Annotated in this window: 15 protein-coding genes, 1 tRNA gene, 1 rRNA gene and 1 pseudogene; 16 read left to right on the top strand and 2 right to left on the bottom strand. The window is 58.5% G+C overall.

Annotated elements, in window-relative coordinates:
- The 3 genes and pseudogenes from rrf to KZX66_RS12565 all read left to right on the top strand — a co-directional run.
- Nucleotides 1-102 (top strand): 5S ribosomal RNA (gene rrf, locus KZX66_RS12555); the annotation flags it as partial.
- A gap of 207 nt (nucleotides 103-309) precedes the next feature.
- A pseudogene (locus KZX66_RS12560) lies at nucleotides 310-1,132 on the top strand (IS66 family transposase); the annotation flags it as partial.
- A gap of 3 nt (nucleotides 1,133-1,135) precedes the next feature.
- Entirely contained in the window at nucleotides 1,136-1,714 is a 579-nt protein-coding gene (locus KZX66_RS12565) for a plasmid pRiA4b ORF-3 family protein (protein ID WP_248079779.1), read from the top strand.
- Nucleotides 1,715-2,022: 308 nt separating this feature from the next.
- Here the strand turns inward: KZX66_RS12565 and KZX66_RS12570 are convergent.
- A tRNA-Leu gene (locus tag KZX66_RS12570) sits at nucleotides 2,023-2,107 on the bottom strand.
- 108 nt (nucleotides 2,108-2,215) lie between these two features.
- On the opposite strand from KZX66_RS12570, the gene queA reads away from it, so the two are divergent.
- The 6 genes from queA to KZX66_RS12600 all read left to right on the top strand — a co-directional run bounded on the left by queA (nucleotide 2,216) and on the right by KZX66_RS12600 (nucleotide 8,290).
- Nucleotides 2,216-3,265: a tRNA preQ1(34) S-adenosylmethionine ribosyltransferase-isomerase QueA gene (gene queA / locus KZX66_RS12575; RefSeq protein ID WP_248079781.1), complete on the top strand. Its 1,050-nt coding sequence runs from the start codon at nucleotides 2,216-2,218 to the stop codon at nucleotides 3,263-3,265.
- A 5-nt stretch (nucleotides 3,266-3,270) separates the two neighbouring features.
- A complete protein-coding gene (gene tgt, locus KZX66_RS12580) occupies nucleotides 3,271-4,386 on the top strand; it encodes a tRNA guanosine(34) transglycosylase Tgt (RefSeq protein ID WP_164393827.1) in 1,116 nt (371 codons plus the stop codon).
- A gap of 43 nt (nucleotides 4,387-4,429) precedes the next feature.
- Nucleotides 4,430-4,768 (top strand): preprotein translocase subunit YajC, encoded by a 339-nt coding sequence (yajC, locus tag KZX66_RS12585; RefSeq protein ID WP_003175975.1) that lies wholly within the window; start codon nucleotides 4,430-4,432, stop codon nucleotides 4,766-4,768.
- Nucleotides 4,769-4,830: 62 nt separating this feature from the next.
- Complete coding sequence (gene secD / locus KZX66_RS12590; protein WP_248079783.1) at nucleotides 4,831-6,699, top strand: protein translocase subunit SecD; 1,869 nt, start codon at nucleotides 4,831-4,833, stop codon at nucleotides 6,697-6,699.
- A gap of 9 nt (nucleotides 6,700-6,708) precedes the next feature.
- Nucleotides 6,709-7,623 carry a protein translocase subunit SecF gene (gene secF, locus KZX66_RS12595; protein WP_248079785.1) on the top strand — a complete coding sequence of 305 codons (915 nt, stop codon included), beginning with the start codon at nucleotides 6,709-6,711 and terminating at the stop codon, nucleotides 7,621-7,623.
- 124 nt (nucleotides 7,624-7,747) lie between these two features.
- Nucleotides 7,748-8,290: a glycine zipper 2TM domain-containing protein gene (locus KZX66_RS12600; protein ID WP_032890678.1), complete on the top strand. Its 543-nt coding sequence runs from the start codon at nucleotides 7,748-7,750 to the stop codon at nucleotides 8,288-8,290.
- A gap of 56 nt (nucleotides 8,291-8,346) precedes the next feature.
- Here KZX66_RS12600 and suhB read toward each other — a convergent pair whose 3' ends face one another.
- On the bottom strand, nucleotides 8,347-9,162 hold the full coding sequence (suhB, locus tag KZX66_RS12605; RefSeq protein WP_003175971.1) for an inositol-phosphate phosphatase: 816 nt from the start codon (nucleotides 9,160-9,162) through the stop codon (nucleotides 8,347-8,349).
- Nucleotides 9,163-9,307: 145 nt separating this feature from the next.
- On the opposite strand from suhB, the gene trmJ reads away from it, so the two are divergent.
- From trmJ to hscB, 7 genes are all read left to right on the top strand, one after another.
- The gene (gene trmJ, locus KZX66_RS12610) at nucleotides 9,308-10,078 is read left to right on the top strand and encodes a tRNA (cytosine(32)/uridine(32)-2'-O)-methyltransferase TrmJ (RefSeq protein ID WP_248079787.1); all 771 of its coding nucleotides are present in this window, start codon (nucleotides 9,308-9,310) and stop codon (nucleotides 10,076-10,078) included.
- Between the two features lie 2 nt (nucleotides 10,079-10,080).
- Entirely contained in the window at nucleotides 10,081-10,863 is a 783-nt protein-coding gene (cysE, locus tag KZX66_RS12615; protein WP_248079789.1) for a serine O-acetyltransferase, read from the top strand.
- 292 nt (nucleotides 10,864-11,155) lie between these two features.
- Nucleotides 11,156-11,647 (top strand): Fe-S cluster assembly transcriptional regulator IscR, encoded by a 492-nt coding sequence (gene iscR / locus KZX66_RS12620; protein ID WP_003194020.1) that lies wholly within the window; start codon nucleotides 11,156-11,158, stop codon nucleotides 11,645-11,647.
- A 50-nt stretch (nucleotides 11,648-11,697) separates the two neighbouring features.
- The gene (locus KZX66_RS12625; RefSeq protein ID WP_248079791.1) at nucleotides 11,698-12,912 is read left to right on the top strand and encodes an IscS subfamily cysteine desulfurase; all 1,215 of its coding nucleotides are present in this window, start codon (nucleotides 11,698-11,700) and stop codon (nucleotides 12,910-12,912) included.
- A 99-nt stretch (nucleotides 12,913-13,011) separates the two neighbouring features.
- Nucleotides 13,012-13,398: a Fe-S cluster assembly scaffold IscU gene (gene iscU, locus KZX66_RS12630; protein WP_028617851.1), complete on the top strand. Its 387-nt coding sequence runs from the start codon at nucleotides 13,012-13,014 to the stop codon at nucleotides 13,396-13,398.
- 28 nt (nucleotides 13,399-13,426) lie between these two features.
- Nucleotides 13,427-13,750: an iron-sulfur cluster assembly protein IscA gene (iscA, locus tag KZX66_RS12635; RefSeq protein ID WP_010565230.1), complete on the top strand. Its 324-nt coding sequence runs from the start codon at nucleotides 13,427-13,429 to the stop codon at nucleotides 13,748-13,750.
- A gap of 8 nt (nucleotides 13,751-13,758) precedes the next feature.
- Nucleotides 13,759-14,280: a co-chaperone HscB gene (hscB, locus tag KZX66_RS12640; RefSeq protein WP_032895386.1), complete on the top strand. Its 522-nt coding sequence runs from the start codon at nucleotides 13,759-13,761 to the stop codon at nucleotides 14,278-14,280.
- Nucleotides 14,281-14,300 lie beyond the last annotated feature (20 nt).

Genomic DNA, 14,300 nt, shown 5'->3' on the forward strand with positions numbered 1-14,300 from the left:
AGCATTGGAACCACCTGATCCCATCCCGAACTCAGCAGTGAAACGATGCATCGCCGATGGTAGTGTGGGGTTTCCCCATGTGAGAGTAGGTCATCGTCAAGATTAAATTCCAGAACCCCTGTTTGCTCACGCAGACAGGGGTTTTGTTTTGGGCGCTCGGAAAGTGCACAGCGCAACCCAGTACGCACAAGCTTCAGCGATAACTAACGCGTACTCCCGTCGTCCAGCCACAGGCAAAGTGTCATTCCGAGTTCGCAGTTGAGGTCGCAAGCTGCGTATCACGCGCCCCCGATCCGCAGACGCTTCCCCCTGGCCGACTGGATGGGCCAGAGCAGTCAGTTGCTCAGAACGTCCTTGAGCACCACGTCATGAGCGATCACAAAGTCCATGCCGACGACACGCCGATTGGCGTGCTCGCGCCGGGCAACGGCAAGACCAAAACGGCTCGCCCGTGGGCATATGGCAAGGGGCAACATCCGCGCGCTCATCTCAAGGGCTTTAGCGGGATCTTGCAGGCTGCTTTTGCTCAGTTGTATGCCACAGGCACTGTTGAGGACGCCGCGTGCTGGGCTCACGCTCGCCGCAAGTTTTACGAGGTCTGCAAAGACCAGGCTTCACCCCTCGCCGCCGAGGCGCTGCAACGGATTGCGGCCCTGTATGCCATCGAAAGCGAGATTCGAGTGCAGCCGCCCAACCTGCGAAAAACGGTTCGCCAAAATCGAGCCAGTCCGCTGCTGGAGCACCTGCACGCATGGCTTAACCAGACGCTGACTCAGCTGTCGAAAAAGTCGGCATTGGGCGGGGCAACCTTTTATACCCTCAATCGGTGGCAGGCCTTAACGCGCGACGGCGATGACGGCCGGGTCGAAATCGACAACAACGCCGCCGAGCGGGCGCTACGCTCCGTCGCATTGGGCCGCAAGAATTACCTGTTTGTCGGTTCCGATGCCGGCGGAGAACGAGCCGCTGCGATTTACAGCCTGGTAGGTACTGCCAAGTTAAACGGGTTAAACCCACAGGCCTATTTGACCTACGTGCTTGAGCGCATTGCCGAGCACCCGGTCAATCGGTGAGCGAGTTGCTGTCCTGTAACATATCGTTGAACCACTCTGAACACTGCGAGGCCGCCTGACCCATGGTTAAAACCGTCAGTTTGCCCAAACCCGCCCCCGACCTGTTATTGCTACACATCGAGCTGAAGTGGATCACTCCGAAGATTTGGCGTCGGTTCGCGGTACCTGAAAACATCACCTTGGGCAAATTGCACCCTGTCATCCAGGTCGTGATGGGCTGGAGTGATAGCCGTCTGCATGAGTTTGAAATTGCTGGTGAGAATTACGGCATGCCCGACCCTGATGGCTGGGGGCCGACGGTGAACCCGGAAGCCCGTAAAACGCTGATTAAGGCGCTGAACGGAAAGCGGACATTCAATTATCTCTACGACTTTGATGACAGTTGGCATCACTGTATCAAGGTCGAAAAAACGCTACCCGCTATTGCCTGTCTTCAAGTGCCGTACTGCATCGACGGCGCCAATGCTTGCCCACCGGAAGATGTGGGCGGCGGGCCTGGTTACGAGGAGTTTCTGGAGGCGATGGGTAACCCCGATCATTCAGAGCATGACGCCATGGTTGAATGGCATGGCGATGTCTTTGATCCAGTCGCGTTTGATTGCGAGCGTGTGAACCAGTGGTTTAAACGGATTAAGGTTTGAGTTGCAAGGGAGTGTAGCTCGGACGCTTATACCAGAGGCGCAGTGCCCGTCCGCCAAGCCTATAAGACCTGTATCTGAGTCTAGATGTGTGTTCGGCCTGGCAGAGTGGTTTGCCAGTGAGAAGGTGGCGCAGTCGAAGGACGTCTGCGGCCTGTGAGGTCGTTCACTCAGTTTTAGGGGCTGCCCAGCTCCTTGGTGGCGGCTTCTCATTATCTCTCTCTCTGAGGGCCACGGCAGCTTCTGGCGACGTTTCCAGCTTTTCTACAGACGAAAAAAAAGACCTTGATATTCAAGGTCTTTCTTTAAGATGGTGCCCCGAGGGAGACTCGAACTCCCACTCCTTTCGAAAACGGATTTTGAATCCGCCGCGTCTACCAATTCCGCCATCAGGGCTCAATGGCGGCGAAGTATAGAGATGAGATTACCGTTGGTCAATCACGTTTCATGGTCTATTTTCACTATTTCCGCTAGACTTCCCGGCCCTGCTAGACGAACCCCATCATGCGCGTTGCTGACTTTACTTTTGAGCTCCCTGATTCGCTGATTGCTCGCCACCCGTTGGCCGAGCGTCGCGCCAGTCGACTGCTGACCCTGGACGGGGTCAGCGGTGCCCTTGCACACCGTCAATTCACTGATTTGCTTGAGCATTTGCGCCCCGGCGATTTGATGGTATTCAACAACACACGGGTGATCCCTGCACGGCTGTTTGGCCAGAAAGCGTCCGGCGGCAAGCTGGAAATTCTGGTGGAGCGTGTACTCGACAGTCATCGCGTGCTGGCGCACGTGCGCTCCAGCAAATCGCCGAAGCCGGGGTCGAGCCTGCTGATCGATGGCGGTGGCGAAGCGCAAATGGTTGCGCGCCATGACGCGCTGTTCGAACTCAAGTTCGCCGAGGAGGTATTGCCGCTCTTGGAGCGCGTCGGCCATATGCCGCTGCCTCCTTATATCGACCGTCCTGACGAAGACTCGGATCGCGAACGTTATCAGACGGTGTACTCCCAGCGCCTTGGCGCTGTTGCCGCGCCAACGGCCGGGCTGCATTTCGATCGACCGCTACTGGATGCCATCGCCGCCAAGGGCGTCGAGACCGCTTATGTGACCCTGCACGTGGGGGCCGGCACGTTTCAGCCGGTACGTGTGGATAACATCGAAGACCACCATATGCACAGCGAGTGGCTGGAAGTCAGCCAGGACGTCGTGGATGCGGTAGCTGCGTGCAAGGCGCGTGGCGGCCGGGTCGTGGCCGTAGGCACCACCAGCGTGCGCTCCCTCGAGAGCGCCGCGCGTGACGGCGTGCTCAAACCCTTCAGTGGCGACACCGATATCTTTATTTTCCCGGGCCGGCCGTTCCACGTGGTCGATTGCCTGGTGACCAACTTCCATTTGCCGGAATCCACGCTCTTAATGCTGGTGTCGGCATTTGCCGGTTACCCCGAAACCATGGCCGCTTACCAGGCTGCCATTGACAATGGGTACCGTTTTTTCAGCTACGGTGATGCGATGTTTATCACCCGCAATCCGGCGCCACGCGGCCCAGAGGAAACCTTATGAGTCGTATGTCGTTTGAACTGTTGGCCACCGACGGCAAGGCCCGCCGTGGTCGCCTGACCTTTCCGCGTGGCACCGTGGAGACGCCGGCGTTCATGCCTGTCGGTACCTATGGCACCGTAAAGGGCATGCTGCCGCGCGACATCGTCGCCACCGGCGCCGAGATCATCCTCGGCAACACTTTCCACCTGTGGCTTCGCCCGGGCACCGAAGTGATCAAGAAGCATGGCGACCTGCATGATTTCATGAAGTGGCAAGGCCCGATCCTTACCGACTCCGGCGGCTTCCAGGTATTCAGCCTGGGTGCCATGCGCAAGATCAAGGAGGAGGGGGTGACCTTCGCCTCGCCGGTGGATGGTTCCAAAGTGTTCATGGGGCCTGAAGAGTCCATGCAGGTCCAACGTGACCTGGGCTCCGACATCGTGATGATTTTTGACGAGTGCACGCCGTACCCGGCCGATGAAGACGTCGCGCGGATTTCCATGGAGCTGTCGCTGCGCTGGGCTCAGCGCTCGAAGAATGCTCATGGCGATAGCACCGCAGCCCTGTTCGGTATCGTCCAGGGCGGCATGCATGAAAGCCTGCGTAAGCGTTCTTTGGAAGGCCTCGACAAGATTGGCTTCGATGGTCTGGCCATCGGCGGGCTGTCGGTGGGCGAGCCCAAGCACGAGATGATCAAGGTGCTGGATTACCTGCCGGGCCTGATGCCTGCTGACAAACCTCGTTACCTTATGGGCGTTGGCAAACCGGAAGATCTCGTAGAGGGTGTGCGCCGCGGTGTGGACATGTTCGATTGCGTGATGCCAACCCGTAATGCCCGCAATGGGCATCTGTTCATCGATACAGGCGTGCTGAAGATCCGTAATGCGTTCCATCGCCATGATGATTCGCCGCTGGATCCAACCTGTGATTGCTACACCTGCCAGAACTTCTCCCGTGCTTATCTGCACCATCTGGACAAGTGCGGGGAAATGCTGGGTAGCATGTTGAATACCATCCACAATTTGCGCCATTACCAAGTCCTGATGGCTGGTTTGCGCGAGGCTATTCAACAGGGTACATTGGCCGCCTTCGTCGATGCCTTCTATGCCAAGCGCGGGCTCCCTGTGCCGCCCTTGGACTGAGTTTTCCGACCCTAAGATTCACTATTTGCAACTGGAGTGCTAAATGAGCTTTTTTATCTCTAACGCCATGGCTGATGCTGCCGCGCCTGCCGCTGCTGGCCCTATGGGTGGTGGTTTCGAGTGGATTTTCCTGGTCGGCTTCCTGGTTATCTTCTACCTGATGATCTGGCGTCCACAGGCCAAGCGTGCCAAAGAGCAGAAAAACCTGCTGGGCAGCCTGCAGAAAGGTGACGAAGTCGTGACCACTGGCGGCATCGCCGGCAAGATCACCAAGGTTTCCGATGCTTTCGTGGTTCTGGAAGTTTCCGACACCGTGGAAATGAAGTTCCAGAAGGGCGCCATCGCCGCCACGCTGCCAAAAGGCACGCTCAAAGCGATCTAAGTTCCAACCTTTACCAATCGACGGGGCGCGCAAGGCGCCCCGCGTTATAAGCGGGCGGCGTGATGCTGAACAAATACCCTCTGTGGAAATACGTACTGATCCTGGCGGTGCTGGCGATCGGTTTTATTTATTCCGCTCCCAATCTCTATCCTGATGACCCGGCGATCCAGATCTCTGGCGCCAGCACGTCGCTGCAAGTCAATCAGGCTGACCTGGAGCGCGCGAGCAAAGCGCTCACTGATGCGGGCATCCAGGTTAAAGCGGCAACCTTGGCGGCTGGTTCGAAAGGCGGCTTGCTGCGTCTGACCAAGCAAGAAGACCAGTTGCCGGCCAAAGACGTTGTGCGCAAGGCCATGGGTGACGACTACGTTGTCGCGCTCAACCTGGCGCAGACCACGCCACAGTGGTTGCGCAGCATTGGCGCGCATCCGATGAAGCTGGGTCTGGACCTGTCCGGTGGTGTGCACTTCCTGCTGGAAGTCGACATGGACAAAGCCCTCGACGCACGCCTGAAAGTTTACGAAGGCGACGTGAAGAGCCTGCTGCGCAAAGAGAGGTTGCGTTATCGCAGCCTGCCGCAGCTCAACGGTGCTATCCAGCTGGGTTTCTCTGACGAAGCTTCCCGCGAACAGGCGCGTGCGCTGATTCGCAAGAACTTCAACGATTTTGACATCGTACCGGCCGACCTTAACGGTCAGCCTGTGCTGCGTCTGGCGATGACCCCGGCCAAGCTGGCGGAAATCCGCGAGTACTCCATCAAGCAGAACTTGACCACGGTACGTAACCGCGTCAATGAGCTGGGTGTGGCCGAGCCGATCGTTCAGCGCCAGGGCGCCAACCGCATCGTGGTTGAGCTGCCGGGTGTGCAGGATACGGCGGAAGCCAAGCGTATCCTGGGTAAAACCGCCAACCTGGAGTTCCGTCTCGCGGCGGAGCCAGGTGCTTCGCGCGCGACCTCCGAGGAATTCGAATTCCGTGAGGGCAATCGCCCACCTGCACTGATCGAGCGTGGCTTGATCATCACTGGTGATCAGGTGACCGACGCCAAAGCCGGTTTCGGCGAGCACGGTACCCCTGAAGTTAACATCCGCCTGGATGGCCACGGCGGCGAGCTGATGAGCCGCGCCACGCGCAGCAATGTCGGTCGCAGCATGGCGGTGATCTTCATTGAGCAACGCCCGGTGACCACCTACACCAAGCAGATCGTCAACGGCGTCGAAAAAGACGTGCCTGTCCAGACTTTCAAGGAAGAGAAGAAGATCATCAGCCTGGCGACTATCCAGTCACCGCTGGGGGCGCAATTCCGCATCACTGGTCTGAACGGTCAGGGTGAGTCCTCGGAGCTGGCTCTGCTGCTGCGTGCGGGTGGCCTTGCGGCGCCGATGTACTTCGCTGAAGAGCGTACCATCGGCCCAAGCCTGGGTGCGGACAACATCACCAAGGGTGTGAATGCTGCGCTGTGGGGCATGCTGTTCGTGTCCCTGTTCATCATCGCCATCTACCGCTTCTTTGGCATCATCGCCACCGTGGCCCTGGCGGGCAACATGGTGATGCTGCTGGCCCTGATGTCGCTGCTGGGTGCAACGCTGACCTTGCCGGGTATCGCCGGTATCGTACTCACCATGGGTATGGCGGTGGACGCCAACGTGCTGATCTTCTCGCGCATTCGTGAAGAGATCGCGGCGGGCATGACCGTGCAGCGTGCAATCAACGAAGGCTTCGGCCGGGCATTTACCGCGATCCTCGACTCCAACCTGACCACCTTGCTGGTCGGCGGGATTCTCTTTGCCATGGGCACCGGCCCAGTCAAAGGTTTTGCGGTGACCATGTCCCTGGGTATCTTTACCTCGATGTTCACGGCCATCATGGTGACCCGCGCAATGGTCAACCTGATCTTTGGCGGGCGTGACTTCAAGAAGTTGTGGATTTAAGGGGCTGCCATGTTACGTACAATCAACTTCATGGGCGTTCGCAACATTGCGTTCGGCGCCACAGTGCTCCTTACCGTTCTGGCCTTGTTCAGCTGGTTCCATAAGGGCCTGAACTACGGTCTCGACTTCACCGGCGGTACGCTCATCGAGCTGACCTACGAGAAGCCGGCCGACGTCACCCTGGTGCGCAACGAGCTGGTCAAGGCCGGTTATCACGAAGCCGTGGTACAGAGCTTTGGTGCGACCACCGACCTGCTGGTGCGGATGCCGGGTGAAGACCCGCAATTGGGTCACCAGGTGGCTGAGGCGCTGCAGAAGGTCGGCGGCGAAAACCCGGCATCGGTCAAGCGCGTCGAGTTCGTCGGTCCGCAGGTGGGTGAAGAGCTGCGCGATCAGGGCGGTCTGGGCATGCTGATGGCGCTGGTCGGCATCATGATCTACCTGGCATTCCGCTTTCAATGGAAGTTCGGTGTTGGCGCCATTGTGTCGCTGATCCACGACGTGATCGTGACTGTCGGGATCCTGGCCTACTTCCAGATCACCTTCGACCTGACGGTGCTGGCGGCGGTGCTGGCGATCATTGGTTACTCGCTCAACGATACTATCGTGGTATTCGACAGGGTTCGTGAGAACTTCCGTGTACTGCGCAAGGCCACGTTGATCGAGAACATCAACATCTCCACCACCCAGACGCTGCTGCGGACCATGGCGACGTCGATTTCCACCTTGCTGGCGATCGCTGCGTTGATGATCTTCGGTGGCGATAACCTGTGGGGCTTCTCCCTGGCGCTGTTTATCGGCGTTCTGGCGGGTACCTACTCGTCGATCTACATCGCCAACGTGGTGTTGATCTGGCTGAACCTCAGTACCGAAGACTTGATCCCTCCGGCTGCCACTGACAAGGAGGTCGACGACCGTCCTTGATGGGGGCTCGTTGATCTGCTGTTACAAAGAAGGCATGAGTATTGAACTCGTGCCTTTTTTTTTGCTCCAAGGCTGGGTATAGCGCGGATCTTTCGGTCCGTTTGTGATGGTCAGGAGGTTCAACGTGAACAAGTCGTTACTGGTTGGTGCGGTATTGGGTGCTGTCGGTGTGACTGCCGGGGGTGCTGTTGCCACCTACAGCCTGGTAAAAAGCGGCCCTGAGTATGCGCAAGTGCTGGCAGTGCAGCCGGTGAAAACCCAGATCAAGACCCCTCGCGAAGTCTGCAAGGACGTTGCAGTAACCCGGCAGCGTCCGGTGCAGGACCAGCATCAAATCGCCGGTACCGTCGTCGGTGCCTTGGCTGGTGGCTTGCTGGGTAACCAGATCGGTGGCGGTAACGGTAAGAAATTGGCCACCGTAGCCGGTGCAGTCGGTGGGGGTTACGCGGGTAACAAGGTTCAGGAAGGCATGCAGAACCGCGATACCTACACCACGACGCAAACCCGCTGTAACACCGTCAATGACATCAGCGACAAAGTGGTCGGCTATGACGTGCGTTACACCCTGGATGGCAAAGAGGGTTCGGTGCGTATGGACCGTGACCCAGGCGGTCAGATTCCGGTCGATAAGGAAGGGCGTCTGGTGCTGGGTCAGAATCAGCAATAAGCTTTTTAAAGGTATAAAAAAAGCACCCCGAGGGGTGCTTTTTTGTGCTCGCTCGCTTAGCGCTTCAGCGATGCAGGCAGGTGCGGCTGGATCGCTGTCAGTACGGCCTTGAAGCATTTGGTGTTGCCGGCGACGACGTGGCCTTTTTCCAGGAAGTCATGACCGCCGGTGAAATCGCTCACCAGGCCGCCGGCCTCTTGGATCAGCAGCGCGCCTGCAGCCATGTCCCACTCGGACAAGCCTGACTCCCAGAACGCATCAAAACGACCTGCGGCCACATAGGCCAGGTCCAGGCTGGCAGCGCCGGCGCGGCGAATGCCGGCGGTCTGGCCAACCAGGGCGCGGAACATGCCCAGGTAGTTTTCCAGGTTGTCCATCTGGTCGTCGCGGAATGGGAAGCCGGTACCCAGCAGGGCGCCGTCCAGGCTGGTGCGACCGCTGACGCGCAGGCGGCGACCGTTCAACTGGGCGCCACGGCCACGGCTGGCGGTGAATTCTTCCTGGCGAACCGGGTCGAGTACGACGGCGTGTTCCAGGCGGCCACGGTATTTGCAGGCGATGCTTACCGCAAAGTGTGGGATGCCGCGCAGGAAGTTGGTGGTGCCATCCAGTGGGTCAATGATCCACAGGTAGTCTTCGCCTTCGCCGCTGCCTTTGTGCAAGCCGGTTTCTTCACCGAGGATGCCGTGGGTAGGGTAGGCCTTGCGCAGCGCGTCGATGATTTTCTGTTCGGCGGCGCGATCCACCTCGGATACGTAATCCTTGGCGTCTTTTTCGTCGACCTTGATGGTATCCAGGCGCTCGATGGAGCGGAAGATCAATTCACTGGCGCTGCGGGCGGCGCGCAGCGCGATATTCAGCATGGGCTGCATGGATGTGTCACCTAAGGTTGTTAAAGAAAGCCGGGCATTCTAGCAGAAACTTTCTTCAGGTGAAGGACGACGTGAGCTTTCGTGGCATAACCTTAGGCTGTTCTGTAAGATTTGCTCCCCTTTCCCGTGTCCGAGAGCGCCTCCCTTGCTGCAAAACATTCGTGTCGTCTTGGTCAATACCAGTCATCCCGGCAATATCGGCGGGGTGGCGCGAGCCATGAAAAACATGGGGCTGACGCGCCTGGTGCTGGTCGAACCGCGCGTTTTTCCGCACCACGAGGCTGATGCCCGTGCATCCGGCGCCAACGATCTGCTTGAAAAAGCTCAGGTCGTCGCCACCTTGGAGGATGCGCTGGTCGGCTGCAATCTGGTGCTCGGCACCAGCGCCCGCGACCGTCGGATTCCTTGGCCGTTGCTGGATCCGCGTGAGTGCGGCACCAAGGTGGTGGAGGAGGCTGTCGGTGGCGCTGAAATCGCTTTGGTGTTTGGCCGCGAGGATTCCGGCCTGACCAATGAAGAGCTGCAGCGATGTCACTATCACGTGCATATACCCTCAGACCCTGAGTTCAGCTCGCTGAATCTCGGCGCAGCGGTGCAGGTGTTGACGTACGAAGTGCGCATGGCTTGGCTGGCCGCCGCCGGTCAGCCTAGCAAAATGGAAAAGGAAGAGGTTGCCTCAACCAAGAGTGGCGAGTTGGCAACCATGGACGAGCTGGAACGATTTTATGAGCACCTTGAGCAAACCCTGGTGGCCATTGAATTCCTTGACCCAGAAAAGCCACGGCACTTGATGGCGCGCCTGCGTCGCTTATATGGGCGCAGCTCGGTCAGTCGGGCGGAAATGAATATATTGCGTGGCATCCTCACGGAAACCCAGAAAGCGGCCCGTGGCGAGCTGCTTAAGCGGAAGGATTAAAAATGTTCGAGCGTCTGCGAGAAGATATCCAGAGTGTTTTTCACCGTGACCCTGCGGCGCGCAACGCCTTTGAAGTGCTGACTTGCTATCCGGGCATGCACGCCATTTGGATCCATCGTCTGTCCGGCGCCTTGTGGGGTATGGGTTGGAAATGGCTGGCGCGGCTGGTGTCCAACTTCGGACGCTGGTTGACCGGTATTGAGATTCATCCGGGTGCGAAGGTGGGGCGTCGGTTCTTTATCGACCATGGCATGGGTATCGTTATTGGTGAGACCGCTGAGATCGGCGATGATGTCACTCTGTACCAGGGCGTAACCCTGGGCGGCACCAGTTGGAATAAAGGCAAGCGCCACCCGACGCTGGAAAACGGCGTAGTGGTGGGCGCGGGTGCCAAGGTTCTGGGGCCGTTCACGGTCGGTGCGGGTGCCAAGGTGGGCTCCAATGCGGTTGTCACCAAGGCTGTGCCACCGGGTGCCACCGTCGTAGGTATTCCTGGGCGAATCATCGTCAAGCCGGAAGTCGGCGATGAGCAGGAGGCCAAGCGCAAGGCCATGGCTGAGAAGATTGGCTTTGACGCCTATGGTGTCAGTGAGGATATGCCTGACCCAGTGGCCCGTGCCATCGGTCAACTGCTCGATCACCTGCAAGCGGTGGACGGCAAGCTGGATGGCATGTGCGGCGCTTTGAAGGAACTGGGCAGCAGCTACTGTGCGAAGGATCTGCCTGAGCTGCGTGAAGAGGACTTCGCGCAGATCAAAGATGAAGCGGCCTCCAAGGTCGGCTGAAGTCTCCTGTCATCACAAGCCCCTTGTGGGAAGGGGCTTGTGGTCGATCGCAGTATGTCAGGCGCCATCTATGTCGACTGACTCACCGTTATCGGGTGCATGTCTCTGCCATGCTATTGCTCTCTGAATTCCTGTTCGGTCTTGTTCCCGCTATTCGTCCCCACCCCATCCTGCTATGATTCGCGCGCCCTTTTTACGGGTAATCCTGACTAAAGTACTAGGTCTTATAGTTGACTTAAATACTCGGGAATCGCATACTTGCTCCCATTCTGAAACACCTTGGTACTTGTCCATGAGACTGACTACAAAAGGCCGATACGCGGTGACTGCCATGCTCGACCTGGCTTTGCACGCGCAAACTGGGCCGGTGTCCCTGGCCGATATCTCCGAGCGCCAAGGCATTTCCCTGTCCTACCTTGAACAGCTGTTCGCCAAGTTGCGCCGCAGCAATCTGGTGTCCAGCGTGCGGGGTCCGGGTGGTGGCTATCAACTGTCCCGCGATATGCAGGGTATCCAGGTCGCCCAGGTGATCGATGCGGTCAACGAGTCCGTCGACGCGACCAAATGCCAGGGGCTGGGTGACTGCCACGCCGGCGATACCTGCCTGACGCACCACTTATGGTGTGACTTGAGCCTGCAGATCCATGAGTTTTTGAGTGGTATCAGCTTGGCTGATCTTGTGACTCGCCGTGAGGTGCAAGAAGTAGCCCAGCGTCAGGACCAGCGCCGTTGCAATACAAAGGCGCCGCGTCTGGACAAGATTGAAGCGTCCGCCGTCGAGTGACAGCCGAAGAGCTAACGGCACGCCAGCCAGCCTGATTTAGGAGAAAGTCCATGAAATTGCCGATTTACCTTGATTACTCAGCGACCACCCCGGTTGATCCGCGTGTCGCGCAAAAGATGAGCGAATGCCTGCTGGTTGACGGAAACTTCGGCAACCCGGCCTCCCGTTCTCACGTATTCGGCTGGAAAGCCGAGGAAGCGGTCGAGAACGCTCGTCGCCAGGTCGCAGACCTGGTGGGCGCAGATCCGCGTGAAATCGTCTGGACCTCCGGTGCTACCGAGTCCGACAACCTGGCGATCAAGGGCGCGGCGCATTTCTATGCGACCAAGGGCAAGCACCTGATCACCACCAAGATTGAGCACAAGGCTGTTCTCGACACCATGCGCCAACTGGAACGTGAAGGCTTCGAGGTCACTTACCTCGAACCGACCACCGACGGTATCGTCACCTCGGCGATGATCGAAGCCGCACTGCGTGATGACACCATTCTGGTGTCGGTGATCCACGTGAACAACGAAATCGGCACCATCAACGACATCGCGGCCATCGGTGAGCTGACCCGTTCCAAGGGCATCCTGCTGCACGTCGACGCTGCTCAGTCCACCGGCAAGGTCGACATCGACCTGTCCAAGCTGAAAGTCGATCTGATGTCGTTTTCGGCCCACAAGACCTACGGTCCTAAAGGTATCGGCGCGCTGTACGTGAGCCGCAAGCCTCGCGTGCGCATCGAAGCCGCCATGCACGGCGGCGGTCACGAGCGCGGCATGCGTTCGGGCACCCTGGCGACCCACCAGATCGTTGGCATGGGCGAAGCGTTCCGCGTGGCCAAGGAAGACATGGCTGCCGAAAACGTGCGCATCAAGGCCTTGAGCGACCGCTTCTACAAGCAGGTCGAAGACCTCGAAGAGCTGTACGTCAACGGCAGCATGACAGCCCGCGTACCGCATAACCTGAATTTGAGCTTCAACTACGTCGAAGGCGAGTCGCTGATCATGGCCCTCAAGGACCTGGCGGTTTCGTCCGGTTCTGCCTGCACCTCGGCGTCCCTTGAGCCTTCGTACGTACTGCGCGCCCTGGGCCGCAACGACGAACTGGCACATAGCTCGATCCGCTTTACGTTTGGCCGTTTCACCACCGAAGAGCAAGTCGACTACGCCGCGCAGAAAGTCTGTGAAGCCGTCAACAAACTGCGTACGTTGTCGCCGCTGTGGGACATGTACAAGGATGGCGTCGACATCTCCAAGATCGAGTGGGCGGCACACTAACTATAGAAGCCGCCACCCAAGCTCTGTAGGAACGTGGCGGAAAACGCAGGCGTTTTTACAGGGTTCCAGAGCGGCCCTGATGAGTGAGGATTCAGTACCATGGCTTACAGCGAAAAGGTCATCGACCACTACGAAAACCCGCGCAACGTCGGCAAGATGGACGCGGAAGATCCTGATGTCGGCACTGGCATGGTCGGCGCTCCGGCGTGCGGCGACGTGATGCGCCTGCAGATCAAGGTCAACGACGCTGGCGTTATCGAAGATGCCAAGTTCAAGACTTACGGCTGCGGTTCCGCCATTGCCTCCAGCTCCCTCGCTACCGAGTGGATGAAAGGCAAGACCCTGGATGAGGCTGTCACCATCAGCAACACCCAGTTGGCCGAAGAGCTGGCTTTGCCGCCTGTGAAAATCCACTGCTCGGTACTCGCTGAGGACGCCATCAAGGCGGCCGTACGCGACTACAAGCAGAAGAAAGGCTTGATCTAAGCATTTGGCGACGAGTAAGGAGTCAACGATGGCTATCAGCATGACAGAAGCGGCTGCGCGGCACGTGCGACGCTCCCTGGATGGGCGCGGTAAAGGTGAGGGGATTCGTCTGGGTGTTCGCACCACAGGCTGTTCCGGCCTAGCGTATGTGCTGGAGTTCGTCGACGAGGTAGTTGCGGAAGACCAGGTGTTCGAAAGTCACGGCGAGAAAGTGATCATCGACCCTAAAAGCCTGACCTACCTGGACGGCACCGAACTCGATTTCGTCAAGGAAGGGTTGAACGAAGGCTTCAAGTTCAACAACCCCAACGTTCGCGGTGAATGTGGCTGCGGCGAAAGCTTCAACATCTGAGGCGACTCGTGGGTACTCCTTGTCATTTCGCTTTATTCGAGCTGCAGCCGAGCTTTCGGCTGGACCTTGAGCAGCTTGCTACGCGCTACCGTGAGTTGGCGCGTGGCGTGCATCCGGACCGCTTTGCCGACGCTTCCGAGCGTGAGCAACGCTTGGCGCTGGAGCAATCGGCCAGCCTCAACGAAGCCTATCAGACGCTCAAAAGCCCCCCGAAACGCGCGCGTTATTTACTGGCGATGAAGGGTGGTGAGTTGCCGATGGAAGTCACCGTGCATGATCCGGACTTCCTGATGCAGCAAATGCAGTGGCGCGAAGAGCTCGAAGACTTGCAGGACGAAGCCGATGTGGCTGGCGTCGTGGTCTTCAAGCGCCGTCTGAAGGCGGCCCAGGATGAGCTCAACGAAAGCTTCGCAGCCTGTTGGGATGATGCGGCGCAACGCGAACAGGCCGAACGCCTGATGCGGCGCATGCAATTCCTCGACAAGCTCACCTACGAAGTGCGCCAGCTAGAAGAGCGCCTCGACGATTAACCCAGTGCTGCCCGTGATGC

Source organism: Pseudomonas sp. EYE_354 (assembly GCF_023148575.1).
Lineage (GTDB): Bacteria > Pseudomonadota > Gammaproteobacteria > Pseudomonadales > Pseudomonadaceae > Aquipseudomonas.

Excerpts from the sequence above, each read along its gene's own strand:
- KZX66_RS12565 (WP_248079779.1), top strand. The coding sequence starts at position 1,136 with ATGGTTAAAACCGTCAGTTTGCCCAAACCCGCCCCCGACCTGTTATTG.
- queA (WP_248079781.1), top strand. The coding sequence starts at position 2,216 with ATGCGCGTTGCTGACTTTACTTTTGAGCTCCCTGATTCGCTGATTGCT.
- tgt (WP_164393827.1), top strand. The coding sequence starts at position 3,271 with ATGTCGTTTGAACTGTTGGCCACCGACGGCAAGGCCCGCCGTGGTCGC.
- yajC (WP_003175975.1), top strand. The coding sequence starts at position 4,430 with ATGAGCTTTTTTATCTCTAACGCCATGGCTGATGCTGCCGCGCCTGCC.
- secD (WP_248079783.1), top strand. The coding sequence starts at position 4,831 with ATGCTGAACAAATACCCTCTGTGGAAATACGTACTGATCCTGGCGGTG.
- secF (WP_248079785.1), top strand. The coding sequence starts at position 6,709 with ATGTTACGTACAATCAACTTCATGGGCGTTCGCAACATTGCGTTCGGC.
- suhB (WP_003175971.1), bottom strand. The coding sequence starts at position 9,162 with ATGCAGCCCATGCTGAATATCGCGCTGCGCGCCGCCCGCAGCGCCAGT.
- cysE (WP_248079789.1), top strand. The coding sequence starts at position 10,081 with ATGTTCGAGCGTCTGCGAGAAGATATCCAGAGTGTTTTTCACCGTGAC.
- iscR (WP_003194020.1), top strand. The coding sequence starts at position 11,156 with ATGAGACTGACTACAAAAGGCCGATACGCGGTGACTGCCATGCTCGAC.
- KZX66_RS12625 (WP_248079791.1), top strand. The coding sequence starts at position 11,698 with ATGAAATTGCCGATTTACCTTGATTACTCAGCGACCACCCCGGTTGAT.
- iscU (WP_028617851.1), top strand. The coding sequence starts at position 13,012 with ATGGCTTACAGCGAAAAGGTCATCGACCACTACGAAAACCCGCGCAAC.
- iscA (WP_010565230.1), top strand. The coding sequence starts at position 13,427 with ATGGCTATCAGCATGACAGAAGCGGCTGCGCGGCACGTGCGACGCTCC.